Source organism: Streptomyces sp. NPDC053542, assembly GCF_044544685.1.
Taxonomy (GTDB): domain Bacteria; phylum Actinomycetota; class Actinomycetes; order Streptomycetales; family Streptomycetaceae; genus Streptomyces.
This window is the reverse complement of sequence record NZ_JBITXL010000002.1, coordinates 713,913-740,356: the sequence shown is the minus strand read 5'-3', so window position 1 is coordinate 740,356 and position 26,444 is coordinate 713,913. Positions and strand designations below refer to the sequence as shown.

Sequence of the window (26,444 nt, the reverse complement as noted above, 5' to 3'; positions counted from 1 at the left end):
GCTGGAGGCGCCCCCTTGACCAGTACGCAGCACGCGGCCGCTCCCGGCCCGGCCACTCCGGCCGCGGCCACCCGTGCCCGGGATGCCCGGGACCAGGAGACCGTCCGAGAGGCGGCGGGCCCGGTCCCGAGCTCCGGCCCCGGCCCGGCCCCGAGCTCCCGCCCCGGCCCGGACCCGGTTCCGACCGCCGGGGGTTCCGTGCCGCGGCAGATCCCGGTCGTCGTGCTCGCCGGCTTCCTCGGGTCCGGCAAGACGACCCTGCTCAATCACCTGCTGAGCCGGAGCGGCGGCACCCGGATCGGCGCGGTCGTCAACGACTTCGGGGCGATCGAGATCGACGCGATGCTGGTCGCGGGCCAGGTCGACTCGATGGTGTCGCTGGGGAACGGGTGCCTGTGCTGCGCGGTCGACACGAGCGAGCTGGACACGTATCTGGAGCGGCTGGCGCGCCCGTCCTCCCACATCGACGTCATCGTCATCGAAGCCAGTGGCCTGGCCGAGCCGCAAGAGTTGATCCGGATGATCCTGGCGAGCGAGAGCGACCGGATCGTGTACGGCGGGCTGGTCGAGGTGGTCGACGCGGCGGAGTTCGAGGGCACGCGCGCCCGCCACCCGGAGCTGGACCGGCACCTGGGCATCGCGGACCTGGTGGTGCTCAACAAGGCCGACCGGATCGGCGACGCCCGGCGGGAGGAGCTGCTGGGCACCCTCGGCGAGCTGGCGCCGGGTACGCCCGTGGTGCCCGCGGCGTACGGGCGCGTCGATCCGGAGCTGCTCTTCGAGCGCCGGCCCCGGGAAGGCGTGTCGGAGGGGCAGCTGTCGTTCGAGGACCTGCTCAGGGAGGAGGCCGAACAGGAGGAGTGCGCGGCACATGAGGAGTGCGCGGCACACGAGGGCAGTGCCGGCGGCGACGAGCGCGAGTGCTGTGACGGGCACGGCCACCATCGGCGGCACCTGCACTCGGCCTACGACACTGTGGAGTTCACCTCGGCCGAGCCGATGCACCCGCGGCGGCTGATGGAGTTCCTCGACGCGCGGCCTGCCGGGCTGTACCGCATCAAGGGCTTCGTGCACTTCGGAGTGGCGGGGAGCGGGCAGAAGTTCACCGTGCACGCGGTGGGTGGGTTCCTGCGGTTCTACCCCGGGGCGTGGGCCGAGGGGGAGGAGCGGCTGACGCAGCTCGTGCTCATCGGGTCCGGTATCGACGCGCCGGCGCTGCGGAAGGAACTGGACGCCTGCCGCGACACCGCGCCCGAGGAGACCGACCCGCACACGATGTGGGGAGTGCTGCGCTACGTACCGTCGACCGCGTCCGACGAGGAGCCGGACGCGACGGAGGAGGACGAGGCATTCGCGGCGGAGGTGTAAGCGCCGAACCGAGCCAGGAACGCCGAGCGCCGGGCCCGGCGCCGCACATCACAAGCCCGCCCGGCCCCGGCGCCGCACGCCACCGAAGCACCGCGCGCCACCGAAGTACCGCACGGCGCCGAAACCCGGGCCAGAGCGGAGGTGGGGCCCCTGCTGGAGGGCGCCCCACCCCGGTGAACGTCCCTACACAGGCCCCGCCACCGTGGCCACCCGCTTGGTGAGCGGGACCCCCGAGCCGTCGCGGCGCGGGTCCGGCTCCGGGAGGGGGACCGGGCTGCCCTTGGCGTCCGCGGCGCGGGCCGGGGCGGCGCCGGCCCAGGCCAGGGTGAGATGGTCCTCGCCCTTCAGGAAGCGCTGGCAGCGGACGCCGCCGGTCGCCCGGCCCTTGCGCGGATACTGATCGAAGGGAGTGAGCTTGGCGGTACTGATGGAGTCGTCCAGCGTGCCGTGCGAGCCGGAGACGGTGAAGACCACCGCGTCGGCGGCCGGGTCGACGGCGGTGAAGGAGATGACCTTCGCGCCGGCGGCGAGCTTCATGCCGGCCATACCGCCGGCGGCGCGGCCCTGCGGACGTACCTGCGCGGCCGGGTAACGGAGCAGCTGGGCCTCGTCGCTGATGAAGACCAGGTCCTCCTCGCCGGTGCGCAGCTCGACGGCGCCGACGACGCGGTCACCGTCCTTGAGGGAGATGACCTCCAACTCCTCCTTGTTGGCCGGGTAGTCCGGCACCACTCTCTTGACCACGCCCTGTTCCGTACCGAGGGCGAGGCCGGGTGAGGATTCGTCGAGGGTGGTCAGGCAGACCAGCTCCTCGCCGTCGTCGAGGGTGAGGAACTCGGAGATCTTCGCGCCCCCGGACAGGCTGGGGGTGGCAGCCGTCTCCGGCAACTGCGGCAGGTCGATGACCGACAGCCGCAGCAGCCGCCCGGCGGAGGTGACGGCGCCGACCTCGGCGCGCGCCGTGGCCGGGACGGCGGAGACGATGACGTCGTGCTTGGCGCGCTTGGCGTCGGTGTCGAAGGTGCCCTCGCCGCCCGCCGTACGCGCCAGCAGCCCCGTGGAGGACAGCAGGACGCGGCAGGGGTCGTCGGCGACCTCCAGCGGCACCGCGGCGGCCGCGGCAGCGCCGGAGGACTCCAGCAGGACCGTGCGGCGCTCGCTGCCGTACTTCTTGGCGACCGAGGCCAGTTCGGAGGAGACCAGCTTGCGCAGCTCGGCGTCGGAATCGAGGATCTTGGTCAGCTTCTCGATGTCGGCGCGCAGGGTGTCGCGCTCGGACTCCAGCTCGATGCGGTCGAACTTGGTGAGGCGGCGCAGCGGGGTGTCGAGGATGTACTGCGTCTGGATGTCGCTCAGCCCGAAGCGCTCGATCAGCCGCTGCTTGGCCTCCGCGCTGTTCTCGCTGGAGCGGATGAGGCGGATGACCTCGTCGATGTCGACCAGCGCGGTGAGCAGGCCCTCGACGAGGTGCAGGCGGTCGCGCTTCTTGCCGCGGCGGAACTCGCTGCGCCGGCGCACCACGGTGAAGCGGTGGTCGACGTAGACCTCCAGCAGCTCCTTCAGGCCCAGCGTCAGCGGCTGGCCGTCGACCAGCGCGACGTTGTTGATGCCGAAGGACTCCTCCATGGGAGTGAGCTTGTACAGCGTCTCCAGGACGGCTTCGGGGTTGAAGCCGTTCTTGATCTCGATGACCAGGCGGAGGCCGTGCTCGCGGTCGGTGAGGTCCTTGACGTCCGCGATGCCCTGCAGCTTCTTCGAGCCGACCAGGTCCTTGATCTTGGAGATGACCTTCTCGGGGCCGACCGTGAAGGGCAGTTCGGTGACGACCAGGCCCTTGCGGCGCGCCGTGACGTTCTCGACCGAGACGGTGGCGCGGATCTTGAAGCTGCCGCGGCCCTTCTCGTACGCGTCCCGGACGCCGGAGAGGCCGACGATGCGGCCGCCCGTGGGCAGGTCGGGACCCGGGACGTACCGCATCAGCGTGTCGAGGTCGGCGTTCGGGTGCTTGATGAGGTGCCGGGCGGCGGCGATGACCTCGCCGAGGTTGTGCGGCGGCATGTTCGTCGCCATGCCCACCGCGATGCCGGAGGCGCCGTTGACCAGGAGGTTCGGGTAGGCCGCCGGGAGGGCGACGGGCTCCTGCTCCTGGCCGTCGTAGTTCGGTTGGAAGTCGACGGTGTCCTCGTCGATGGACTCCGTCATCAGCGACGTCGCGGAGTCCATCCGGCACTCGGTGTACCGCATGGCCGCCGGCGGGTCGTCGTTCCCCAGCGAACCGAAGTTGCCGTGGCCGTCGACCAGCGGCAGCCGCATGGAGAACGGCTGCGCCATGCGCACCAGCGCGTCGTAGATCGACGCGTCGCCGTGCGGGTGGAGCTTACCCATGACCTCGCCGACGACGCGGGCGCACTTCACGTATCCGCGGTCGGGGCGCAGGCCCATCTCGTTCATTTGGTACAGGATGCGGCGGTGTACGGGCTTGAGGCCGTCGCGTGCGTCGGGCAGGGCGCGCGAGTAGATGACCGAATACGCGTACTCCAGGAAGGAACCCTGCATCTCATCGACGACGTCGATGTCGAGGATCCGCTCCTCGAAGTCCTGGGGCTCCGGTGTGCCCCCTGACGGCGGGGTCTTCGTGCTGCGGCGGGCCATCGCGGCTGCGGCTCCTTCGCTCGAACTCTGCTTCGCTTACGGCTACGGCGTCTGCTGGACCGGGCAGGTCGGCGCGGTGCTCGCGCCCCCTGCCGGGGCAGGCCCGACGGCTGAGTCTGCCGGGATCTGCCGTGCTCCGTCGCGCTCAACGGCCGAACCTGTCGCGGACCATTGTGGACCGCCGCACTGACATCGCCGACCGCGACCCGTCCGTAGCGCCCCTGCGCACCGGCCGTGCCCCGCCTCCTGAGCCCCGCGCACAAGGGCCGCGCGGGGCCCGGAAGCCGCGCGAGCGGCGGCGAACACCAGAGCGGAACGCAGGTGCGGAGCGCCCGGATCCGGGGAATCTCCTTCCGGCGGGGGTGCCGGACGGGAACTTCGCCAGATGTCGGCGCGCTTGCATACAGTGACAGAACTTCCTCGCAAGCGGATCGAAGGGACGTACATGCCCATGGGTCACACGGCCACAGAACAAGCCGGCTCCGGCGGCCTGACAGCGACCGAGCACCGGCTGGCCAATGGCCTGCGCGTGGTGCTCTCGGAGGACCACCTGACCCCCGTCGCGGCGGTCTGCCTGTGGTACGACGTCGGCTCCCGCCACGAGGTGAAGGGCCGCACGGGCCTCGCGCACCTCTTCGAGCACCTGATGTTCCAAGGGTCCGCGCAGGTCAAGGGCAACGGTCACTTCGAGCTGGTGCAGGGCGCCGGCGGCTCGCTCAACGGCACCACGAGCTTCGAGCGCACGAACTACTTCGAGACCATGCCGGCGCACCAGCTGGAGCTCGCCCTGTGGCTGGAGGCGGACCGGATGGGTTCGCTGCTGGCCGCACTGGACGAGGAGTCGCTGGAGAACCAGCGCGACGTGGTGAAGAACGAGCGCCGCCAGCGGTACGACAACGTGCCGTACGGGACCGCGTTCGAGAAGCTGACGGCGATGGCCTACCCCGAGGGCCACCCGTACCACCACACGCCCATCGGGTCCATGGCCGACCTGGACGCCGCCTCCCTGGAGGACGCGCGGAACTTCTTCCGCACGTACTACGCGCCCAACAACGCCGTGCTGTCCATCGTGGGCGACATCGACCCCGAGCAGACGCTCGCCTGGGTGGAGAAGTACTTCGGGTCCATCCCCGGCCACGACGGCAAGCAGCCCCCGCGGGACGGCTCGCTGCCCGAGATCATGGGCAAGGAGCTGCGCGAGGTCGTGCACGAGGAGGTGCCCTCGCGCGCCCTCATGGCGGCGTACCGGCTGCCGCACGACGGCACCCGTGAGGCTGATGCCGCGGACGTCGCGTTGACGATCCTGGGCGGCGGCGAGTCCTCCCGGCTCTACAACCGCCTGGTGCGCCGCGACCGCAGCGCCGTCGCGGCGGGCTTCGGCCTGCTGCGCCTGGCGGGCGCGCCCTCGCTGGGCTGGCTGGACGCGAAGACCTCGGCCGGCGTGGAGGTGGCCGCCATCGAGCGGGCCGTCGACGAGGAGCTGAAGCGCTTCGCCGAGGAGGGCCCGACCGCCGAGGAGATGGAGCGCGCGCAGGCCCAGTTGGAGCGCGAGTGGCTGGACCGCCTGGAGACGGTCGCCGGGCGCGCGGACGAACTGGCCCGGTACGCGGTGCTGTTCGGCGACCCGCAGCTCGCGCTGAACGCCGTACAGCGCCTTCTGGACATCACCCCGGAGGAGGTCAAGGCGGTCGCCGCGGCCCGGCTGCGCCCCGACAACCGCGCGGTGCTGGTCTACGAGCCGACCCGGCCCGCCGAGGCCGAGGCGGCCGCGGCCGCCGGCGAGCCGGAGGCCGCCGCTGCCGCCGTCCAGAACGACACCGAGACCAAGACCGAGGAGGCGGCCCAGTGACCGACGCCGTGACCCCGACCATGACCTTCCACCCGCAGCCGCAGGCCGGGCAGCCGAAGCCGTGGGCGTTCCCGGCCCCGGTGCGCGGCGCGCTCGGCAACGGCCTGACGGTGCTGCGCGCCGACCGCCCGGGCCAGCAGGTCGTGGCCGTCGAGATCAACCTCGTCGCGCCGCTGGACGCCGAGCCCGAGGGCCTGGACGGCGTCGCCACGATCATGGCGCGGGCGCTCTCCGAGGGCACCGACAAGCACGACGCCGAGGAGTTCGCCGCCGAGCTGGAGCGCTGCGGCGCCACGCTGGACGCGCACGCGGACCACCCCGGTCTCCGTGTCTCCCTCGAGGTCCCGGCCTCCCGTCTCGTCAAGGGGCTCGGCCTGCTCGCCGACGCCCTGCGCGCCCCGGCCTTCCCGGACAGCGAGATCGAGCGCCTGGTGCGCAACCGCCTGGACGAGATCCCGCACGAGCTGGCCAACCCGGCCCGGCGCGCCGCGATGGCCCTCTCCAAGGAGCTGTTCCCGGCCACCTCCCGGATGTCCCGGCCGCGCCAGGGCACCGAGGAGACGGTGGCGCGCATCGACGCCGCCGCGGTCCGCGCCTTCTACGAGGCGCACGTACGGCCCGCCACGGCCACCGCCGTCGTCGTCGGTGACTTCACCGGGGTGGACCTGGACGCGGCGCTGGAGGACACCCTCGGCGCGTGGACCGGCTCCGCCGCCGAGCCGGTCGCGGCCTCGCCCATCGTCGCGGACGACACCGGCCGCGTGATCATCGTCGACCGCCCCGGCGCCGTCCAGACGCAGCTGCTGATCGGCCGCATCGGCGCCGACCGGCACGACCGCGTCTGGCCTGCCCAGGTGCTCGGCACGTACTGCCTGGGCGGCACGCTCACCTCCCGCCTGGACCGTGTGCTGCGCGAGGAGAAGGGCTACACCTACGGGGTACGGGCCTTCGGGCAGGTGCTGCGCTCCACCCCTGAAGGCACGGGTGCGGCGATGCTCGCCATCAGCGGTTCGGTGGACACGGAGTCCACGGGTCCGGCGCTGGAGGACCTGTGGAAGGTGCTGCGGACGCTGGCCGCCGAGGGCCTGACCGACGCCGAGCGCGATGTGGCGGTGCAGAATCTGGTCGGCGTGGCGCCGCTGAAGTACGAGACGGCAGCCGCCGTCGCCGGGACGCTCGCCGACCAGGTCGAGCAGCACCTCCCCGACGACTTCCAGGCGGAGCTGTACCGGCGCATGGCCGAGACCGGGACGGTCGAGGCGACCGCCGCCGCGGTCAACGCCTTCCCGGTGGACCGGCTCGTCACGGTCCTGGTGGGCGACGCCGCGCAGATCGCCGAGCCGGTGCGGAAGCTGGGCATCGGCGAGGTGTCGGTCGTCACGGGCTGATGCGGAGCGGGCCGGCGGCGGTCCCGGACCGGCGCCGGCCGGGGCGATAGCGGTCGTGAATTCGCCTGCGTGGTACGGCGAAGGGACGGGGCGGAACGCGTCGTACCGGTGCCGTCACAGGGTGACGTGAACCGTGCCAACACCGCTCGCATAGCAGGACATAAGGGATCCCGGGTCGCTAAAGCGGCCCGGGATCTTCGCTTTTGTCCGGAATGCTGTAGGTGGTTGCCTCCGTGGCGTGTGGCGTCCGGCACAAACCCCCGATTCTGTTTGCTGATCGCGAGATGTCCCCTTTAGCGTCGGTCCGGCTGTTCGTCAGAAGTGCGCCGCGCCCGCGGCCGCCGGGCAGTCATCGCCGAGTCCCCGTACGGCGCGAGCCAGGGGAGCCGGGGACCCACATGTCCCCTTGGGGTGAATCGGCGTCCTCTGCGGAGGCCGCCGTAGGAGACCTTCCTGCTCCGAACCCGTCAGCTAACCCGGTAGGCGAGAAGGAAGGAAAGGAGTACGCCGGTCATGGCGTTCACCCGTGCCACCGGCAAGCACCGCCGCCCCGGCCGTGCTGCCCGGACCACCCGCAACATCGCCGGCATAGCCGCGGCGACCGGCGTCGTCGTCTCCATCGCCTCCCCGGCGCTGGCCGCGAACGAGGACCCGGCCGCCGCCACCGACACCGGCCTGACCCGCGCGATCGCCGACACCGGTGACCGGGTCGCCGACAACATCGTCGCGCAGGCCGACGCGCAGGAGGAGGCCGCCGAGGTCGCCGCCGCCCGTGCGCAGGTCGAGGAAGCCGCCGTCAAGAGCGCCGAGGCCGCCAAGAAGAAGGCCCAGGAGGCCCAGCGCAAGGCCGCCGCCGAGGCCGCCGAGAAGAAGGCCGCGGCCAAGAAGAAGGCGGCGGAGAAGCGCGCCTCGCGCTCCGACGCCCGTACCGCCCTCAGCCCCAGCGGCTTCGTCGCGCCGATCGCCGGCAGCTACGTCTCCACGCCGTACAAGGCGTCCAGCGGCCTGTGGTCCTCCGGCAGCCACTCCGGCATCGACTTCCACGCCGCCTCCGGCACCGCCGTCCACGCCGTCGGCGCGGGCACCGTCGTCGAGGCCGGCTGGGGCGGCGCCTACGGCAACAACATCGTCCTGAAGATGGAGGACGGCACGTACACCCAGTACGGCCACCTGTCGTCCATCGGCGTCTCGGTCGGCCAGAAGGTCTCCGCGAACCAGCAGATCGGGCTGTCGGGCAACACCGGCAACACCACCGGCCCGCACCTGCACTTCGAGGCGCGCACCGGCCCGGACTACGGCTCGGACATCGACCCGGTCGCGTACCTGCGCGCGCACGGCGTCAACGTCTGAGCAACGTACGGCGCTCTCCGCGTACCGCCCGAAGCCCCGGCCCCCGGCCGGGGCTTCGGCGTCTCCGTATGCGCTCCCGTCCCCGGCTCCCCGGAACTCCCGTCCTTTGGCCAAAAAATATCCATGAATTCGTGACGGCCATCGGAAATGCCGGTCCGGTGTCATAGAGTCACGGAAAAGGCGCCGCCCGGACGGCGTTTCCAGAGGATTACGGCGGAGGCATCGGACGATGCGAGGGAATATTTCGGCGCATGCGGTCTGCACGGCGATTCGCGACGACATCGTCTCCGGAACGTTCCCGCCCGGCTCCCGGCTGATCGAGGAACTGCTCGCGTCCCGGTACGGCGTCTCCCGCGTCCCCGTGAGGGAAGCGCTGCGCACACTGGAGTCCGAGGGCTTCGTCACCACCCGGCGCCACGCGGGCGCGTGCGTCGCCGAGCCGACCGAGCAGGAGGCCGCCGACCTCCTGGACATCCGCCTCCTCCTGGAGCCCCTCGGGGCCGCCCGCGCCGCGGCCCGCCGCTCCGCCGCCCACCTGAAGGTACTGCGCGGCCTGGTCCGCCTGGGGCGCGCGAGAGCCCGCCACGGCAACGCCGCCGACCTGCGGCAACTGGACGGCTGGTTCCACGAGACGCTCGCCCAGGCGTCCGGCAGCCCGAGCATGACGGCGCTGCTCACCCAAGTGCGCCGCAAGATCGACTGGGTGTACGCGATCGACCTGGACCAGCCGTCGCCGGGCGATGCGGACCGGTCCTGGCAGGAGCACGGCGCGATCGTGGACGCGGTGGCGCGCGGCGACTCGGAGCGCGCCCGCGCACTGACCGCCGCGCACGTGGAGCACGCGCTGCCCGCCCACCGGCTGCGCCGTCCCGCACCCGCGGTGAGGGAAGCGAAACAGCCCGTAAACACGGCGCGCGTACGGAATTAACAGCGCTGCCGTATACAACTCCTGGGGAATTCCACACCCCTGCTTCGTCGTGCGCGAATTCTTTTTGCGCCCGCCCGAATGTCTTTTGTGTGTCCCGGCCGGACGGAAAGCCGGGAATTCTTCCCACGGCAATGCGAACGGCCCCGCCACGGTGACCCGTAAGAGGGTCACCGTGGCGGGGCCGTGACGGCGGAACCGGGCGGTGTGCGGCCGCCGGCCTGCCCGAAGGGTCAGACGGTCTCCGGGAGCTCCTCGAGGCCCTCGGAGACGAGCTTCGCAAGGCGGTCCAGCGCGGCGTCGGCGCCATCGGCGTCCGAAGCCAGCACGATCTCCTCGCCGCCCTGGGCGCCCAGGCCCAGGACCGCGAGCATCGAGGCGGCGTTCACGGGGTTGCCGTCGCCCTTGGCGATCGTGACCGGGACGCCGGAAGCGGTGGCCGCACGGACGAAGATCGAGGCGGGGCGGGCGTGCAGACCCTCGGCCCATCCGACATTGACGCGGCGCTCAGCCATGGTGTTGCCCTTCGGGTAGGGAAAGTTGTCTAGACCAGTCTCTCACGGGGGCACCGGTGGTCCGGTGTGCCCAGCCCCCGTGAGGGCTCGGATCCTAGAAGTCCAAGCCTGCTTCACGCCCAGGCTGTACGCATGCTGAGACCCGGTCGTACGCACGGTCCCGCTCCGGGGTACGTACGGTCGCATCCGGGACGCTTCCGGGCACTTCGGCCGCCCCCGGATACGCACACGGTCGTACGCTGTCCGCATGGAGACGCCGTCGGATGCCGCCGCCTACCCCGCCCACTGGGAAGCCGACGTGGTGCTGCGTGACGGCGGCACCGCCCGGATCCGCCCCATCACCCCGGACGACGCGCAGCGCCTGGTCTCCTTCTACGAGCAGGTCTCCGACGAGTCGAAGTACTACCGGTTCTTCGCGCCCTACCCCCGGCTCTCCGACCGCGACGTGCACCGCTTCACCCACCACGACTACGTGGACCGGGTCGGGCTCGCCGCCTTCGTGGGCGGCGAGATGATCGCCACCGTCCGGTACGACCGCATCAACGCCGACGGCCGGCCCGCCACCGGCCCCGACGCCGACCAGGCCGAGGTCGCCTTCCTCGTGCAGGACGCGCACCAGGGCCGCGGCGTGGCCTCCGCGCTCATGGAGCACGCCGCCGCGGTCGCCCGCGAGCGCGGCATCCGGCGCTTCGCCGCCGAGGTACTGCCCGCCAACACCAAGATGATCAAGGTGTTCACGGACGCCGGGTACACCCAGAAGCGCACCTTCGAAGACGGCGTCGTACGCCTCGAATTCGACCTGGAGCCCACCGAACAGTCCGTGGCCGTCATGCGCGGCCGCGAGCACCGCGCCGAGGCCCGCTCCGTACAGCGGCTGCTGGCCCCCGGGTCGGTCGCCGTCATCGGTACGGGGCGCGCCCCCGGAGGCGTCGGCCGCGCCGCCCTCCGCAACATCCTCGACTCCGGCTTCACCGGCCACACGTACGCCGTCAACCACGCCTTCCCCGAAGGGGGCAGCACGCTGGACCCGGAGGGCGTACCGGCCTACCGCTCGCTCCGCGAGATCCCCGGCCCCGTCGACCTCGCCGTCGTCGCCGTGCCCGCCGCGCACGTCCCCGATGTCGTGCGCGACTGCGGCGAGCACGGCGTACAGGGGCTCGTCATCCTCACCTCCGGTTACGCGGAGGCCGGCCCCGAAGGACGCGAGAAGCAGCGCGCACTCCTGCGCCAGGCCCGCTCGTACGGCATGCGGCTGGTCGGCCCGAACGCCTTCGGACTGATCAACACCGCGCCCGCCGTCCGCCTCAACGCCTCCCTCTCGCCCCGGCTGCCCGGCGCCGGCCGGGTCGGCCTGTTCACCCAGTCCGGCGCGATCGGCATCGGACTGCTGGCCGCCCTCCAGGAGCGCGGCCCCGGGGACGGCGCGATCGCCGGCGTCTCCACCTTCGTATCGGCCGGCAACCGCGCCGACGTCTCCGGCAACGACCTGCTCCAGTACTGGTACGAGGACCCCGACACCGATGTCGCGCTGCTGTACCTGGAGTCGATCGGCAACCCCCGCAAGTTCACCCGGCTCGCCCGCCGCACCGCCGCCGCCAAGCCCGTCGTGGTCGTCAAGGGCGCCCGGCACAGCGGCACCGTCCCGCTCGGCCACACCGTCCCCACCACCCGCATCCCCGACTCCACCGTCTCCGCGCTCATGCGGCAGGCCGGCGTCATCCGGGTCGGCACGGTCACCGAGCTGATCGACGCAGGGCTGCTGCTCGCCTCCCAGCCGCTGCCCGCAGGCCCCCGGGTGGCGATCCTCGGCAACTCCGAAGCGCTCGCCCTCCTCGCCTACGACGCGTGCCTCACCGAAGGGCTGCGCCCGCAGCGCCCCCATGTGCTGCCCTTCGCCGCCACGACCGCCGACTTCCGCGCGGCGCTGGCCCGGGCACTGGCCAACGACCGCATCGACGCGGTCGTCCTCACCGCCATCCCCTGGGTCGCCGAGGGCAGCAGCGCGGACCCCGAGGAGATCGCCGCCCTGGCCCGGGCCCTGCGCGAGGCCGCCGCCGAGGGCCCCGCCAAGCCCGTCACCGTCGTCCACCTGGCCATGGAAGAGCTGGCGGGGGAGCTCTCGGGGACGACCGGGACGACGGCGACAGCGGCGACGGGGGAGCAGGGGGAGCACGGGGAGCCGGCGGAGCCGGGGACCACGGACCGGCCGGAAGCCGCCGAGGACGCCTCAGAAGCCCCGGAGGCGCGCCCCGCCGCCCCGCCCCGCATCCCCGCCTACCCCGCCGCCGAGCGGGCCGTACGCGCCCTCGCCGAGGCCGTCCGGTACGCGGCCTGGCGCCGCGAGTCCGCCGTACCGGGCAAGGTCCCCGAGTACGAGGACATCCAGGAAGCCGCAGCCGGCGCCGACATCGAGCGGCTCCTCGACGAGCTCACCGCCGACACCGAGCCGCACCGCTCCGTGGCGCTGCCGCCCGACGAGGCCGCGGCGCTGCTCGGCCGCTACGGCATCCGCGTCCGCGCCGCGCTCCCCGCACCCGACCCGGACACCGCCGTACGCGCCGCCGAGGCCCTGGGCTACCCCGTCGCCCTGAAGACCACCGCACCGCACCTGAGGCACCGCGCCGACCTCGGGGGCGTGCGCCTCGACCTCCCCGGAGAACGCGCCCTGCGCCGCGCCTACGAAGAGCTGACCGACTTCCTCGGGAAGCCCGAGGAGCTGCGCCCGGTGGTGCAGGCGATGGTGCCGCGCGGCGTGGACACGGTGATCCGCGCCTCCATCGACCCGGCGGCCGGCGCCGTCCTCTCCTTCGGCCTGGCCGGCGCCCCCTCCCAGCTCCTCGGCGACATGGCACACCGCCTCATCCCCGCCACCGACCGGGACGTCGCCGAGCAGATCCGCTCCATCCGGAGCGCGCCGCTGCTCTTCGGGTGGCGCGGCTCGCAGCCCGTGGACAGCGCCGCGCTGGAAGAACTGCTGCTGCGCGTCTCCCGGCTCGTCGACGACCACCCCGAGGTCGTCGGCATCGACCTGGAACCGGTCGTCGTCGCTCCCCAGGGCCTCGCCGTCCTCGGCGCCTCCGTACGCCTCGCCCGGCCCCCGGCCACCACCGACCTCGGCCCCCGCCGCCTCCCGGTGTACTGACCCCCGGCCCGCCGCCTGCGGCCCGTGGCGGCCCCGGCGCCCCGTAGGATGGACGGCATGGCTAAGACCGGTACGACGACCCAGGGGCTGCGCGCGGCGATCGAGCGCAGCGGCTATTACCCGGCACTCGTGGCCGAGGCGGTGCAGGCCGCCGTGGGCGGCGAGCCGGTGGTGTCGTACCTGGTCCACCAGGAGACCACCTTCGACGCGAACGAAGTGCGGCGCCACGTCACGGTGCTGGTCCTCACCGGCACCCGCTTCATCGTCAGCCACACCGACGAGCAGGCCGCGGACGCCACGTCGCCCACGCCGTACGCCACCACCTCCACCGAGTCGGTGAAGCTCGGCCGGATCTCCTCCGTCGTGCTCAGCCGCGTCGTCGCCAACCCCGAGTCCTATACCCCGGGGCAGCTGCCCCGCGAGGTCGTGCTGACCATCGGCTGGGGCGCCGTCGCCCGGCTCGACCTGGAGCCCGCCAGCTGCGGCGACCCGAACTGCGAGGCCGACCACGGCTACACCGGTTCCTCCACCGCCGACGACCTCTCGCTGCGGGTCAGCGAGGCCGGCGACGGCCCGGACACCGTCCGGCAGACGCTCGCCTTCGCCCAGGCGCTCTCCGAAGCCACCGCCGCCTCGGCCGCCCGCTGATGGCGGGTTTCGCCGTGGACCCGGCGTCCGCCTGGCCCGAGCCCCTGGACCTCGCCACCGCGCCGGTGCCCCAGTACGGCACGGGCGCGCTCGCCGATCTCCTGCCCGCCATCACCGCCGGCCAGGGCCTGACGCACGCGAGACCGACGAGCCTGGAGCTGACGCCCGCCGACCGCGCCTGCGTCTTCCTGATCGACGGCCTGGGCTGGGAGCTGCTGCGCGCCCACCCGGACGAGGCGCCCTTCCTGACCTCGCTGCTCGGTACGTCCATGAACGGCACCGGGCGGCCCATGACGGCCTGTTTCCCCTCCACCACGGCCACGTCCCTGGCCTCGGTCGGCACGGGTCTGCCGCCCGGCGCGCACGGCCTGGCCGGGTACACGGTCCAGGACCCGGACAGCGGCGCGCTGATGAACCAGCTGCGCTGGCAGCCGTGGACGGACCCGTACACCTGGCAGCCGTACCCCACGGTCTTCCAGCAGGCGCACGCGGCGGGCATCCACACCTGCCAGGTCTCCGCGCCGAACTTCGAGCGCACCCCGCTCACCGAGATCGCGCTCAGCGGCGGAACGTTCCACGGCCGGCTCTCCGGCGAGGACCGCATGGACCTCGCCGCCGAACAGCTGGCCGCCGGCGACCGCTCGCTCGTCTACACGTACTACGCGGAGGTCGACGGCAAGGGCCACCGCTACGGCGTCGACTCCGACGCCTGGCGCGGTCAGCTGATGTACGTCGACCGGCTCGCCGAGCGCCTAGCCGAACAGCTCCCGCCCCGCTCGGCCCTCTACATCACCGCCGACCACGGCATGATCGACATCCCCTTCGACCCGGAGTCCCGCGTCGACTTCGACGAGGACTGGGAACTGAGCGCGGGCGTACGGCTGCTGGGCGGCGAGGGCCGCTGCCGCCATGTGTACGCGCATCCGGGCGCGGCCGACGACGTGCTCGCGGTCTGGCGCGAGGTGGTCGGCGACCAGATGTGGGTGGCCGGCCGCGAGGAGGCGATCGCCGCCGGATGGTTCGGGCCGCACGTCGACGACCGGGTACGGGGCAGAATCGGCGACGTGGTGGCCGCCGCACACGCCGACATGGTGATCATCGCGAGCCAGAACGAACCCCGCGAATCAGCCATGGTAGGCATGCACGGCTCCATGACCCCCGTCGAACAACTCGTCCCCCTCCTGGAAGTCCGCACCTGACGCACTTCCTCCAGAGCCCACCGCACCGGACACGAGCCGGCCGGCATCCCGCCCTGACGAGCGCCGACTGCCTTGACGAGCGCCGACTGCGCTGTCAGTGGCACCCGTTACTGTGTTGAGCAGGGGTTCCGCACTCCCCCATGGGGGAAGTGGTGGAGGAAACGGTACGGCACCCGGACTTCCCCCTCCCCCCTCCCCCTCTCCTCTTCTACGACCCGATTGGCGTCGGCAGGCCCCGACGCGCCCGAAAGGCAACTTGAACCCCCCATGGCTGAACTGGTGTTCTTCAGCGGCACGATGGACTGCGGAAAGTCCACTTTGGCCCTACAGATTGGGCACAATCGTTCGGCTCGGGGGTTGCAAGGCGTGATCTTCACCCGCGATGACCGCGCGGGGGAGGGAAAGCTGTCGTCGCGTCTGGGATTGGTGACGGACGCGGTGGAGGCAGCCCCGGGGATGGACCTCTACGGGTACCTCGTGGAGCAGATGACCCACGGCGGCAGGGTCGATTACGTCATCGTGGACGAGGCCCAGTTCCTCGCACCCGAACAGATCGACCAACTGGCGCGGATCGTGGACGATCTCGCCCTGGACGTCTTCGCCTTCGGCATCACCACAGACTTCCGCACGAAGCTCTTCCCCGGCTCCCAACGGCTGATCGAATTGGCGGACCGGATAGAAGCGCTGCAGGTGGAGGCGATGTGCTGGTGCGGCGCCCGGGCCACGCACAACGCCCGCACGGTGGGCGGCGAGATGGTGGTCGAGGGCGAACAGGTGGTGGTCGGCGATGTCTCCACCCCCGCGGAGGAAGTCGGCTACGAGGTCCTGTGCCGACGCCATCACCGCAAGCGAATGACGAGCGCCACGGCTCATGCGGCGGCACTGTCACCCGATGTCCTGCCGGTCACCACTGACTGAGGCCGTATACGTGTACCTGAGCCGGCACCCATGCTCGGTTAGGCGGCTGCGCCCGTCGTGATCTGTGGGCTATGGAGATAGAGGGCACGGATGCCGGCTGGTGCGCTCGGCTGCAGGTTGCCCAAGTCGTCACCGGCTTCGGCGCCGGGACCGCGACCGCCTGCCCTACATTCGCGAGGCCGTCGAGGTCCTGGCCGCACCGCCGCAACATCGCGTGTACTTCCGACACGCATTCCACGACGCGGAAGCCTGACGATTCATCGAAGCTCAGCTGGCTCAGGGCGACTTACCAGGTCACCCGCCCCAACGGAGCTTCGATCTCGTGGTCACGCCCCACTCCCTCACTCACATACGGAAACAATCGCCGTCCGGACTTTGCGTCAGTCCTGCCGCGGAGTTTGGCCAGCACCTGACTCCAGAACCTTCACACCACTCTGCGACAACGCCGAGCCCAGCACCGCCTGCCGAAATGTACGGACCTCAAGTACCCGCTCTTGGCTGAGGTGGATCTCCATCCCGCGTGGCTGCCACATCTTCCGGGCCGGAAGGTAGACAGCACCCAAGATCTCACCTGGGGCCGCGCTGAGAACCACGCCCTCGCTGCCAATCAGCTGCATACCCTCGCTGGAGAGCCCAATCGCACCAAGCGCGAACCCGCCTGCCTCCGGCGAAGGGCCGGAATAGGTCACCGGATGCAATTCTTCAGCGCCCGGCACAGCAAGCTGACGCCCAGTCCTGGCGGCCAGTGCGCGCAGCTGTTTCTGTGCCCGCGCCCGCTTGGACAACAAGGCAGTCACCGGCAGGAGTCCATACGCCAGGGACCCCACCCCGACCAGTGGCAAGATGCCGAGCCCAATGCCCTCTACATGGACCGCGAAGCGCAGGACAAGGTACGCGATGATGAACAGCAGCCCAGCCGCCGCGAAAATCAATCCCAGGCGCAGAACCATCTCATCGCGGTTCCGCTGCACGGATATGCCCGGCTCGGATGAAAGCAAACGGCTACGGCGCTGCTGCCTCGTATGGGTTTCCTGATGTTCGGCGCCAGTCACGAAGCCCCTCCTTCAGATACTCGCCTCTCACGCTCGCGATCTGCTACAGCGATCGCCTCCTGGTGCTGGTCGAAACACCACTTAGCATGGTTCGGGACCCTCCTGAAAACTGCGCGCATCGCCAACGTGAAGATGAGGCTGGAACCAGCAAGCCCAACAGATTGAGGGCTAATTCCACCGATGCTCCCAAGCACGGCAAAAATGAATGCAATCGAGCCGAGCAGAAAGAGGACGGCGCTAAAAATAGTTCGCGCCTTCGGGCTATTTCCCCAGCCGTACTGCATCGGCGCTTCCGTACTACCAGAAACACCAGGTTGAATAACCACGTTGCCGACCGCTCTGTCGTATGAAAGAGCCAACTCCGGTGTCATATTGCCTTTAGGTAGTGCCCGTCCCTCGTCTGTGTGCGCTAGCGCAACCCAGCTCTGGATAGCCTCCCACCTACGCTGATTTTCCACTCGCATGCGGTTGAGGATTGCCCCGCATCCGCCGCACACTGCGATCAAGAGCACAACTGCCGAAATCACATACAGGGCTTTACCTGAGACGATGTACTTCGGGGCAGAGTAGACACTTGTACATATCAGTGCGATGCAGGCTGCAAAGGCCAGCGCGCGCAAGAGAGAAATGTCCTGGCGGACAAGTCTTTTCATTCGGGTTTCGCGTTCCGCGAGGAGGGAAGTGCGATCGGGATAGCTGGAAGCACTCGATATCAATTCAGCTGACATGGCTTGCAAGCAAGTCATCGTTGGTGTCCTCCTGAGGTTCCGTAGAACTCAACTTCCTTGCTGTCTGGGTCAACAGTGTCGCCGTGGCCCGGGGGTAAGTGGACGCCCCTGTGGTCCCTGGATTTCTGTTTGATGTCGAGCGGAAAGAGAGGGGGTAGAAGTTGCCATTCAGCTCAATACGGAAACCTGTCTCGAGTGGGATGTCGAGGCTGAAATCTTGATCCATTTCCGGAAAATCCACCACCCCTCCAAAATCCTGCCAGTGACCGACTGTGTCAGTCTCCGGAAAATCCCTCCGAGGCTACCTCATAAGAATCGCCCCGCTGGCCAGGGAATTCTTATAGAAGGCCAAGAGGGTGCGGGTCAGAGCAGCCTGTCGCTCCGCTGACAATCTGGGATGCGACTGGCCATCGATAGGGGAGGAAAGTCGCATATGCGGGGTGGCCCGGGGTGACTGCGTCGTCGCCGACGGGGCGCAGTTGCTGACGTCCGGCCAGGTCGAGCAATCGGTCCGCGTGGTGGGCGAGTTGGGGCTGGGTGTTTTCGCCTTTGGGATCACCACCGATTTCCCGCAGCAGGCTCTTCTCCGGCTCCCGGCGGCTGGTCGGACTGGCCGACTGCGTAGAGGTGCTTCAGGGTGAGGCGCTGTGCTGGTGTGGGGCTCGCGCCACGACTGACGCCCGCACGTTGGCGGGCAGATGGGCCTTGAGGGTGGCCAGGTGGCCGTGGGAGGCGTGTACGCAGCCGGGGGCGAGTCGGGTGGCGAGGTGTTCTGTCGGCGGCAGCTCAGGCGGCGCCAGACTGTCGCGTCGGCGCGCGTCGATGCGCTTTCACCGGACGTGCTGCCGGTCGGCGCGGGGGAGTGAGCCGCCGGTCGGGTGTGGGCCGGGGTAGGTGCCGGCTGGGCGCCGGGTGAGGTGCCGGCGCCCCTTCGTGGTCACTTCGTCGGTCGCTGGACCACCATGAACTGCGCGCCCTCCGGGTCGGTGACCGTTGCCAGGCGTCCGTGGGGCGAGTTCCGGGGGGCGGCGGTCACCTGGCCGCCCAGTTCCGTGACCCGGCGGGCTGCCGCGTCCGTGTCGGAGACCGCGAAGTACGTCGTCCAGTGCGGCCCCCGCTCCCGGGGCAGCGCGTCGCCCGCCCCGTGGATGCTCGCCACCGGGCGCCCTTTGAGGCACAGCGTCAGGTCGTCCCCTCCGGGGCGGCCCGCCGCCTCCGTCTCGAAACCGAAGACGTGTTCGTAGAATCTGCCGGCCGGGGTGGCCTCCGGGGTCACCAGTTCGTTCCATGCCAGGGTGCCCGGCTCGCCGACCACCGCCGTGCCCTTCATGGTGTGCCCCTGCCAGATCCCGAACACCGCGCCCTGCGGGTCCGAGGCGAGTGCCATCCGCCCCGCGTGGTCGGCGTCCAGCGGGCCGACGCCGACCGTGCCGCCGCAGGCGCGGATGCGCTCGGTGACGGCGTCCGCGTCGTCGCTCGCCAGATAGGGCGTCCAGGCGATGGCGAGCTGCCGTTCGGGGGGCAGCACCCCCATACCGGCCACCTCCCGGCCGGCCGACAGCGCCCTTACGTAGGGGCCGAGTTGCTGCGGCCCCGGACGGAACTCCCAGCCGAACAGCGCACTGTAGAAGTCCTGCGTGGCGGGCAGGTCGTGCACCATGAGACTCACCCAGCAAGGGGTGCCGGGCGTCCGCCGGCTCGCTGCCTCGGTCGTCATCGTCGCTTGCTCCTCGGACCATCAGGGGTGGGAACCGTACGAGTACGGGCTGTGCCGTGCAGATGCTCGCATCCCGCCGTGGGCGGCGCGGGGCGGCCGCGCCGCCGGTCGCGCGACCCGTTGTGCGGCCGCGCGGGAGAGTGCCCGATCTGATGACGCAGTGTCGTTTCTGCCGATGTCACCGTCCTGTGTGAGGGGCCCCTCGACTACGTAGTGATGAGCTGAGGAACTGGTCCACGCACTTGCTGGCGACTTGCCCCGGAGGCGGCGTGGGCCGGTCGTGGCTGCGCAAAGATGGGGGCATGAATGCCATCATCTCCGCTACCGAACTGGCGAGCGAGCTGGCGGGCGGGACGCCGCCGGTGCTCCTCGATGTCCGCTGGCAGCAGGGCGGCCCGTCCGGGCACGCCGAGTACGCGACCGGTCATCTGCCCGGTGCCGTCTACGTCGACCTCGACGCCGATTTGGCCGGGCCCGCGGGCTCCGGGGGCCGCCATCCGCTGCCGGACCCGGAGGACTTCGCCGCGGCCATGCGCGCGGCGGGCGTCTCGCGGGACCGCGCGGTGGTCGTGTACGACGGCGGTCAGGGCTGGGCGGCGGCCCGCGCCTGGTGGCTGCTGCGCTGGGCCGGGCACGAGGACGTACGCGCCCTGGACGGCGGCCTGGCGGCCTGGCGGGCGGCGGGCGGCGAGTTGACCGACGAGGAGCCCGCTCCGAAGCCCGGCGACTTCGCGGCGGCGCCCGGCGCGGTGCCGGTGCTGACCGCCGACGAGGCGGCCGCGCTGGCCCGGCGCGGGGTACTCCTGGACGCGCGGGCGGCGGAGCGTTACCGGGGCGAGGTCGAGCCGATCGACCCGGTCGCCGGCCACATCCCCGGTGCGCGCTCCGCCCCGACGGTCGAGAACGTCGCCTCCGACGGCACGTTCCGGCCGGCCGCCGAACTGGCCGAGCGCTTCAGCGCCCTTGGGGCCGTGCCGGGCGCCGAGGTCGGGGTCTACTGCGGCTCGGGCGTCTCCGCCGCGCACGAGGTGCTGGCGCTGGCCGTGGCGGGCGTTCCGGCGGCCCTGTACGTCGGCTCCTGGAGCGAGTGGTCGGGCGACACGTCCCGGCCGGTGGCCACGGGGCCCGAGGCGGGCTGAGAGGGCGAACGGGGGGCGGTACGGGGCCGGGGCGATACGCGACCGGGGGGTGCGATACGAGGGCGGGTGCGAGCAGTACGAGGAGTACGAGCAGTACGAGGTGATCGCACCCGCCGAGGCCGCCCTACCGCGCGGCACCGTCCTGCGGCGCGGGTCTGGCCTACGCCCCGGACCGGTTACGCGTGGGCCGGGACCGCCCGCAGGACCGTTTCTCTCCCGGCCGTTCACTCGCAGTACCGCTCGCAGGACCGTTTCTCTCCCGGCCGTCCACTCGCAGTACCGCTCGCAGGACCGTTTCCCTCTCGGTCGCCTGCCCGGAGTGCCGCCCGCAGTACCGTTTCCGCACGCGGGCAGCCCAAGGTCAAATGTGCCTTGGGCCGGTCGCTCCGCTGTCAGGCGTCCGGCTTCTTGCGGCGCGTGCCGAAGACGATCTCGTCCCAGCTGGGCACCGCGGCGCGGCGGCCGGGGCGGACGCCGTCCGCTTCGGCCTGGCGGTCGGTCGTACCCGTGAGCCGGTCGCGGTGTCCCGCGACGGCGCGCGGCATCAGCACGTCGGCGTACGCGGAGCCGGCGCCCGCGCTCGCCGCCGGAGCAGCGGGCTCCTCCTCGACCTCGGCCTCCGTGGCCGGCTCGTCGTCCGGCGGCGTCTTCGGCTCGGGGACGATCAGGTCGCCCCGGAAGCTCGGCACCGCCTCCAGCAGGCTGGTCAGCGAGTCGCGCGGGTCCCGCTCCTCGGTCTCCTCGACGGCGGCCGAGGCCGCGGGCACGTCCTCCTCGGCGGCCGGCGGCGCGGGCCGCTCCGAGGGGCGCTCCGCGGGCTGCGGACGGTCCAGGGACCGGTCCAGCGGCCGGTCCCGGGGCAGCCGGGCGATCCGCGGCACGAACGGGAAGCTCGGCTCCGGGGTGTCGTCGGTCTCGCCGATCAGCGCCCGCGCCTCGTCGTCCACGGCCTGGACGAGCCGCCGGGGCGGGTCGTACGTCCAGCTCGCGGAGTGCGGCTCGGCCGCGACGCGGTAGACGAGCAGTACCTCCCAGGTGCCGTCGTCCCGGCGCCAGGAGTCCCACTGCACGCTGTCCTTGTCGGCGCCGCGCAGCAGCAGCCGCTCGGCCACCGCCTCGCCCAGCTGCGGCCCGCTGTTCTCGCCGGGCCGGCGTACGGGTGTCTTCCGGGCGCGCTCGGCCATGAACGCGCGCTCCGCGAGCACCGGGCCCTCGAAGCGGCGCACTCGGTCCACGGAGATGCCGGCGAGCTGCGCGACCTCCTCGGCGGAGGCGCCGGCCCTTATACGGGCCTGGATGTCGCGTGGCCGGAGGTGGCTCTCCACCTCGATCTCGATCTGGCCCAGGCGTGCGCGGTCATTGCGCACCGCGGCACGCAGCCGCTCGTCGATCGGCAGCGTGTACTCGGTGCTGTCCGCAGCCTTGAGCACCAGCCGTGTGCCGTCGTTCGAGACGGCCACGACACGCAGTTCGGGCATGGGGACCTCCCGGGTGGTGCCTGCCGACGTCACGTGCGTCGCTGCTTCCGCTAGTCGAGTGTGGCCTGCCCGGGTGCAGCCTGCCACAACATTGCCGAGTTGCCCGGCGTGTCAGGCTGTGGCCCTGAAACGCCGTTATGACACGGTAACCAGTTTGCAACCTCCGGTGACCGTACCGGTTGCCCTGTGTACCAGCACCCCGTGCCGAGTGGCGGCGCCCCGGGGCGAGAGCCGCCTTGCGGGCCCCTCCCGTGGGTCCGGGCAGCCGGACGGGAAACCGGGGCCAGGATTCGCAACAGTACTCCATTCGGACCACCGGAGCGGTGCGCCGCGCCGCCAAGTTTTCCCTGTCCAGCGGAGTTCGGTCGCCTTGTCGACCTCTCTACTTATGCGATCGAATGGCCGGTCTCACGGAATCATGTGACCTGGTTCACAAAACCGCCAGAAATGGAACTATCCAGTCCGCCTAAATGTCCCTTCTCTGTGCAAGACGGATCGAAGTGTCGCTCAAGGGCCGAGGATGGACGACAGAACCGATAGCAAGGCAAAGCCGACCGGAAGGGGTAAACGGATCGACCTGAGCGTCGCCCAGGTGGCGGGCAGCGCGCTCGCGGCGGCGGTCGCCGCATACCTGGCCGGGCGGCTCGGCGTCTACGGGACGGTCATCGGCGCCGGCGTGGTCAGCGTGGTCGCCACCACCGGCGGGTCGATCTTCCAGCACCTCTTCCGGCGCACCGGCGAACAGGTCAAGGAGGCGACGGTCAGCACGCGGCCCCGGCCGCGCCGCCGCCAGGAGCTCGGCAGCCGGGCGACGGCCCCCGCTACGGGTGCGCGCGGGGCGGCACGCGTCAGGTCCGCGCCCTCGGCGGGCGTGACGATGGTGCTCCCGACGTTCGACCGCGGCGGTACGGAGGACGAGATCACCTCCGTGGCGGCGGCCACGAACGCCGACGCGACCCGGACCCTGCCCCGTACGCCCGCGCTCGACGAGACGCAGCTCCTCACCGCCCCGCCCACGGCTGACGAGACCCAGGTACTGACCGCGTCGTCCGCGGCCGACGAGACGCAGGTCCTCGTCCCGCCCGGTGCGGAGGACGCGACCCGGCCGGTGCCGCAGCAGGACACGCGCACGATGGCGCTGCGTACGGTGGCGGAGCCGCCCGGCGGCGCCTCTGTGGCGGAGACCCCCGACGAAGCCCCGGAAGAGGAGTCCCGGACGCTGTACGGCACCCGGCTGCGCGGCCGGCGCCGCACCTGGCTCGCCGCGCTCGCGGTCTTCCTGCTCGCGATGGCCGGGGTCACCGCCTTCGAGCTGGCCACCGGGCACGACGCCGCGGGCGGCAGCGGCACGTCGGTCAGCAACTTCTTCCGCTCCGGCGGCGGCGACAGCGCTCCGACGACGCCGACGCCGCAGCCGAGCACGTCCAGTGAGGACACGGACCGCGGTGCCACCGAGGGGCCGACCCCGCAGCCGGACGCCACGGACGGCAGTGCGGACAGCGGCTCCGGCGCGGACTCGGGGGCGGACAGCGGCAGCGACACGGGAAGCGGCTCGGACGACGAGTCCACCGCGCCCAGCCCGTCGCCGAGCGACGGCGACGAGTCCGCGGACCCGACGCCCACGCCGACCGACGGCCCGGACGACGGCGCGAGCAGCAGCCCGGACACCGGGAGCGGCGCGGACGGCGCCCAGGACGCCGGACAGACCCCGGCCCCCGGCTCCTCCTGAGCCCGGGCCCGGGGCGCGCCCCGCGTCAGTTCCCGAGCACCCGCCGCAGGTACGCGTTGCCGAACACCCGCTGCGGGTCCAGCCGGTCCCGCAGCGCGGTGAACTCGCCGAAGCGCGGGTAAGCAGCGGCGAGGTACGCCGCGTCCCGGGTGTGCAGCTTCCCCCAATGGGGCCGGCCGCCGTGCGCGGTCATGATGCGCTCGGCGGCCGTGAAGTACGCCTCGTGGGGCGTGCCCCGGTACATGTGCATCGCTATGTAGGCGGTGTCCCGTCCGGAGGCCGTGGAGAGCGGGATGTCGTCCCCGGGTGCGGTGCGCACCTCTACGGGGAAGCTGATCCGGAATCCGGAGCGCTCGACCAGTGCGCGCAGCTCCTGCAGTGCCGCGACCGCCGCCTCCCGGGGGACGGCGTACTCCATCTCCACGAAGCGCACCCGGCGCGGGCTGGTGAACACCTTGTACGGGATGTCGGTGTACGTACGGGCGGACAGCGCGCGGCTGGAGAGCTTGGCGATGCCGGGGATGGTGGCGGGCAGCGCCTTGCCGACCGCGCAGGCCACCTGGAAGACCCCGTTGGAGAGCAGCTCGTCCTCGACCCAGGCGCTGACGGCGCCGTTCGGTGCCGCGGGGCCCTGGCTCCGGTTGTTGCGCTTGGTGTTGCAGTTCCCGGTGTGCGGGAACCAGTAGAACTCGAAGTGCTCGTTCTCCGCGACGAGCGCATCGAAGTCCGCGGTCACCCGGTCGAACGGCATGGGCTCTTCACGGGCGGTGAGCAGGAACTCCGGTTCGACGGCGAAGGTCAGCTCCGTGAGGACGCCGAGCGCGCCCAGGCCGAGCCGGGCCGCCGCGAAGACGTCCGCGTTCTCCTGTGCGGAGCAGCGCAGTACGGAGCCGTCGGCGGTGACCAGCTCCAGGCCCACGATCTGCGCGGAGAGCGAGGCGGAGTCCCGGCCGGTGCCGTGCGTACCGGTGCTGGTGGCGCCCGAGACGGTCTGCTCCATGATGTCGCCCATGTTGGCCAGCGACAGGCCGTGCGCGGACAGTGCCGCGTTCATGTCCTTCAGGGGCGTGCCCGCGGCCACGGTGACGGTGCCGGCGGCGCGGTCCACCTTCCGTATGCCGGTGAGGCGTTCGGGCCGTATGAGGAGCCCTTCGGTGGCCGCCGCGGGCGTGAAGGAGTGGCCGGTGCCGGCCGCCTTCACGGGCAGCCCCTCGGAGGCGGCCTGCCGCACGGCCGCCGCCAGCTCCTCCGTGGAGGCCGGTGCCACGCTCCGTACGGGGCGCGCCTGGACGTTCCCCGCCCAGTTACGCCACACGCTCTCCCGAGTCGTTCCGGTCACTGTCATGTGCGCCCAGCCCTCCCGTCACCCGGGGCGAGGGTGCCCCCGCCCGCGTCGCCGCCGGCCGCAGCCGGCGGTATCCGAGGAACGCGACCGCGGCCGCGAGCGCTCCGGCCGCGACCGGCACGACGTACCCCGTACGGGCCCCGGCCGCGTCCACCACCCAGCCGGCGGCCGACGAGCCGAGCGCCACCCCGACCGCGAGCCCGGTGCTCGTCCAGGTCATGCCCTCGGTCAGTTGCGCGCGCGGTACGTGCTGTTCGACCAGGGCCATGGTGGTCACCATCGTCGGTGCGATGGTCAGCCCCGCGACGAAGAGCGCCACGGCCAGAAACGGCAGGTTCCCGACCAGTTGGAGCGGGATCATACTCACGGCCATGGCGAGCACGCCCAGTACCCAGCGCCGCGCGGCCGGCCCCGAGGGGCGCAGCATCCCGAAGACCGCGCCCGCCGTGCAGGACCCCATCGCGTAGACGGCCAGGACGAGGCTGGCCGCGCCCTTGTGGCCCTCGGCCTCCGCGAAGGCCACCGTGACCACGTCGATCGCCCCGAAGATGGCGCCGGTGGCCATGAAGGTGACGACGAGGACCTGCAGGCCCCGGGAGCGCAGCGCGGAGCCCTTGGTGTGGTGCTCGCGCGGGTGCGGTACGGGTTCGGTCGCGCGCTGCGCGGTCAGCCAGAAGACGCCCGCCGCCAGGAAGACGGCGGCCAGCAGCGGCCCGGCCTCGGGGAACCACGACGTGGAGAGCCCGATGGCGAGGATCGGGCCGACGATGAAGCAGAACTCGTCGACGATCGACTCCCAGGAGTACGCGGTGTGCAGCATCTCGGGGGAGCCGCTGTGCACCTCCGCCCACCGGGAGCGCACCATCGCGCCGACACTGGGCACGCAGCCCGCGCAGGCCGCGAAGACGAAGAGCGTCCAGTCGGGCCAGCGCTGCTGGGCCGCCGTCAGCAGGGCGGCGAGCGCGGCCAGCGTGACGAGGGTCGCCGGGCGCAGCACCTTGCGCTGGCCGTGCCGGTCCACCAGCCGGGAGATCTGCGGCCCGAGCACGGCGGCGGAGAGCGCGACGGTCGCGGAGAGCGCGCCCGCCAGGCCGTACCGGCCGGTGAGCTGGGAGACCATCGTGACGATGCCGATGCCGGTCATGGAGAGCGGCATTCGCCCCAGGAACCCGGCGGCGGTAAAGGACTTCGTGCCGGGCCGGGCGAACAGGGCGCGGTAGGGACTGGGCAAGGGGGCGCTCCGCCGAGTGAGGATCCGCGGGAACCGCGGTGAGCCGGGTCAGGACGGCAGTAAGGAACGTA

General features: G+C 71.7%; 19 protein-coding genes, 1 pseudogene and 1 riboswitch. Of the genes and pseudogenes, 12 read left to right on the top strand and 8 right to left on the bottom strand.

The window, feature by feature from the left end; translation table 11 throughout:
- Positions 1-198: 198 nt before the first annotated feature.
- Entirely contained in the window at positions 199-1,368 is a 1,170-nt protein-coding gene (locus ACIGXO_RS07465) for a CobW family GTP-binding protein (RefSeq protein ID WP_399781982.1), read from the top strand.
- A gap of 183 nt (positions 1,369-1,551) precedes the next feature.
- On the opposite strand, the gene ACIGXO_RS07460 is transcribed toward ACIGXO_RS07465, so the two are convergent.
- Positions 1,552-4,020 (bottom strand): DNA topoisomerase (ATP-hydrolyzing) subunit A, encoded by a 2,469-nt coding sequence (locus ACIGXO_RS07460; protein WP_399781643.1) that lies wholly within the window; start codon positions 4,018-4,020, stop codon positions 1,552-1,554.
- A gap of 451 nt (positions 4,021-4,471) precedes the next feature.
- Between ACIGXO_RS07460 and ACIGXO_RS07455 the strand changes: the two genes are divergently transcribed.
- The 4 genes from ACIGXO_RS07455 to ACIGXO_RS07440 all read left to right on the top strand — a co-directional run bounded on the left by ACIGXO_RS07455 (position 4,472) and on the right by ACIGXO_RS07440 (position 9,535).
- On the top strand, positions 4,472-5,869 hold the full coding sequence (locus ACIGXO_RS07455) for a M16 family metallopeptidase (RefSeq protein ID WP_399781979.1): 1,398 nt from the start codon (positions 4,472-4,474) through the stop codon (positions 5,867-5,869).
- A 20-nt stretch (positions 5,870-5,889) separates the two neighbouring features.
- A complete protein-coding gene (locus ACIGXO_RS07450; protein WP_399781976.1) occupies positions 5,890-7,257 on the top strand; it encodes a M16 family metallopeptidase in 1,368 nt (455 codons plus the stop codon).
- 343 nt (positions 7,258-7,600) lie between these two features.
- Positions 7,601-7,758, top strand: a riboswitch (cyclic di-AMP (ydaO/yuaA leader).
- A 12-nt stretch (positions 7,759-7,770) separates the two neighbouring features.
- Positions 7,771-8,607, top strand: a complete 837-nt coding sequence (locus tag ACIGXO_RS07445; RefSeq protein ID WP_399781640.1) for a M23 family metallopeptidase — start codon at positions 7,771-7,773, stop codon at positions 8,605-8,607.
- A gap of 229 nt (positions 8,608-8,836) precedes the next feature.
- Positions 8,837-9,535, top strand: coding sequence for a GntR family transcriptional regulator (locus tag ACIGXO_RS07440; RefSeq protein ID WP_399781638.1), 699 nt, complete (start codon positions 8,837-8,839; stop codon positions 9,533-9,535).
- A gap of 230 nt (positions 9,536-9,765) precedes the next feature.
- Here ACIGXO_RS07440 and ACIGXO_RS07435 read toward each other — a convergent pair whose 3' ends face one another.
- Positions 9,766-10,047, bottom strand: coding sequence for an HPr family phosphocarrier protein (locus tag ACIGXO_RS07435; RefSeq protein WP_030260828.1), 282 nt, complete (start codon positions 10,045-10,047; stop codon positions 9,766-9,768).
- Between the two features lie 247 nt (positions 10,048-10,294).
- Between ACIGXO_RS07435 and ACIGXO_RS07430 the strand changes: the two genes are divergently transcribed.
- The 4 genes from ACIGXO_RS07430 to ACIGXO_RS07415 all read left to right on the top strand — a co-directional run bounded on the left by ACIGXO_RS07430 (position 10,295) and on the right by ACIGXO_RS07415 (position 15,954).
- Positions 10,295-13,189 carry a GNAT family N-acetyltransferase gene (locus tag ACIGXO_RS07430; protein WP_399781635.1) on the top strand — a complete coding sequence of 965 codons (2,895 nt, stop codon included), beginning with the start codon at positions 10,295-10,297 and terminating at the stop codon, positions 13,187-13,189.
- A gap of 57 nt (positions 13,190-13,246) precedes the next feature.
- On the top strand, positions 13,247-13,837 hold the full coding sequence (locus ACIGXO_RS07425; RefSeq protein ID WP_030260834.1) for a DUF5998 family protein: 591 nt from the start codon (positions 13,247-13,249) through the stop codon (positions 13,835-13,837).
- Positions 13,837-15,036, top strand: a complete 1,200-nt coding sequence (locus tag ACIGXO_RS07420; RefSeq protein ID WP_399781632.1) for an alkaline phosphatase family protein — start codon at positions 13,837-13,839, stop codon at positions 15,034-15,036. The genes ACIGXO_RS07425 and ACIGXO_RS07420 overlap by 1 nt, the downstream gene beginning before the upstream one ends.
- A 267-nt stretch (positions 15,037-15,303) precedes the next feature.
- A complete protein-coding gene (locus ACIGXO_RS07415) occupies positions 15,304-15,954 on the top strand; it encodes a thymidine kinase (RefSeq protein ID WP_399781629.1) in 651 nt (216 codons plus the stop codon).
- A 380-nt stretch (positions 15,955-16,334) separates the two neighbouring features.
- Here ACIGXO_RS07415 and ACIGXO_RS07410 read toward each other — a convergent pair whose 3' ends face one another.
- Positions 16,335-17,006, bottom strand: a complete 672-nt coding sequence (locus tag ACIGXO_RS07410; RefSeq protein ID WP_399781626.1) for a hypothetical protein — start codon at positions 17,004-17,006, stop codon at positions 16,335-16,337.
- On the bottom strand, positions 17,003-17,734 hold the full coding sequence (locus ACIGXO_RS07405; RefSeq protein WP_399781623.1) for a hypothetical protein: 732 nt from the start codon (positions 17,732-17,734) through the stop codon (positions 17,003-17,005). The genes ACIGXO_RS07410 and ACIGXO_RS07405 overlap by 4 nt, the downstream gene beginning before the upstream one ends.
- A 446-nt stretch (positions 17,735-18,180) precedes the next feature.
- Here ACIGXO_RS07405 and ACIGXO_RS07400 point away from each other — a divergent pair.
- Positions 18,181-18,600 (top strand): annotated as a pseudogene (locus ACIGXO_RS07400) (thymidine kinase); the annotation flags it as partial.
- A gap of 71 nt (positions 18,601-18,671) precedes the next feature.
- Here ACIGXO_RS07400 and ACIGXO_RS07395 read toward each other — a convergent pair.
- On the bottom strand, positions 18,672-19,451 hold the full coding sequence (locus ACIGXO_RS07395) for a VOC family protein (RefSeq protein ID WP_399781620.1): 780 nt from the start codon (positions 19,449-19,451) through the stop codon (positions 18,672-18,674).
- A 302-nt stretch (positions 19,452-19,753) separates the two neighbouring features.
- Here ACIGXO_RS07395 and ACIGXO_RS07390 point away from each other — a divergent pair, with 302 nt between their 5' ends.
- Positions 19,754-20,590 carry a sulfurtransferase gene (locus tag ACIGXO_RS07390; protein ID WP_399781617.1) on the top strand — a complete coding sequence of 279 codons (837 nt, stop codon included), beginning with the start codon at positions 19,754-19,756 and terminating at the stop codon, positions 20,588-20,590.
- 392 nt (positions 20,591-20,982) lie between these two features.
- On the opposite strand, the gene sepH is transcribed toward ACIGXO_RS07390, so the two are convergent.
- Positions 20,983-22,101, bottom strand: coding sequence for a septation protein SepH (gene sepH / locus ACIGXO_RS07385; RefSeq protein ID WP_399781614.1), 1,119 nt, complete (start codon positions 22,099-22,101; stop codon positions 20,983-20,985).
- A gap of 487 nt (positions 22,102-22,588) precedes the next feature.
- Here sepH and ACIGXO_RS07380 point away from each other — a divergent pair, with 487 nt between their 5' ends.
- Positions 22,589-23,797 carry a hypothetical protein gene (locus ACIGXO_RS07380; RefSeq protein WP_399781611.1) on the top strand — a complete coding sequence of 403 codons (1,209 nt, stop codon included), beginning with the start codon at positions 22,589-22,591 and terminating at the stop codon, positions 23,795-23,797.
- 25 nt (positions 23,798-23,822) lie between these two features.
- Here the strand turns inward: ACIGXO_RS07380 and ACIGXO_RS07375 are convergent, their stop codons facing one another.
- Both ACIGXO_RS07375 and ACIGXO_RS07370 read right to left on the bottom strand, forming a co-directional pair.
- Entirely contained in the window at positions 23,823-25,142 is a 1,320-nt protein-coding gene (locus tag ACIGXO_RS07375) for a D-arabinono-1,4-lactone oxidase (protein WP_399781609.1), read from the bottom strand.
- On the bottom strand, positions 25,102-26,373 hold the full coding sequence (locus ACIGXO_RS07370) for an MFS transporter (RefSeq protein WP_399781606.1): 1,272 nt from the start codon (positions 26,371-26,373) through the stop codon (positions 25,102-25,104). The genes ACIGXO_RS07375 and ACIGXO_RS07370 overlap by 41 nt, the downstream gene beginning before the upstream one ends.
- Positions 26,374-26,444 lie beyond the last annotated feature (71 nt).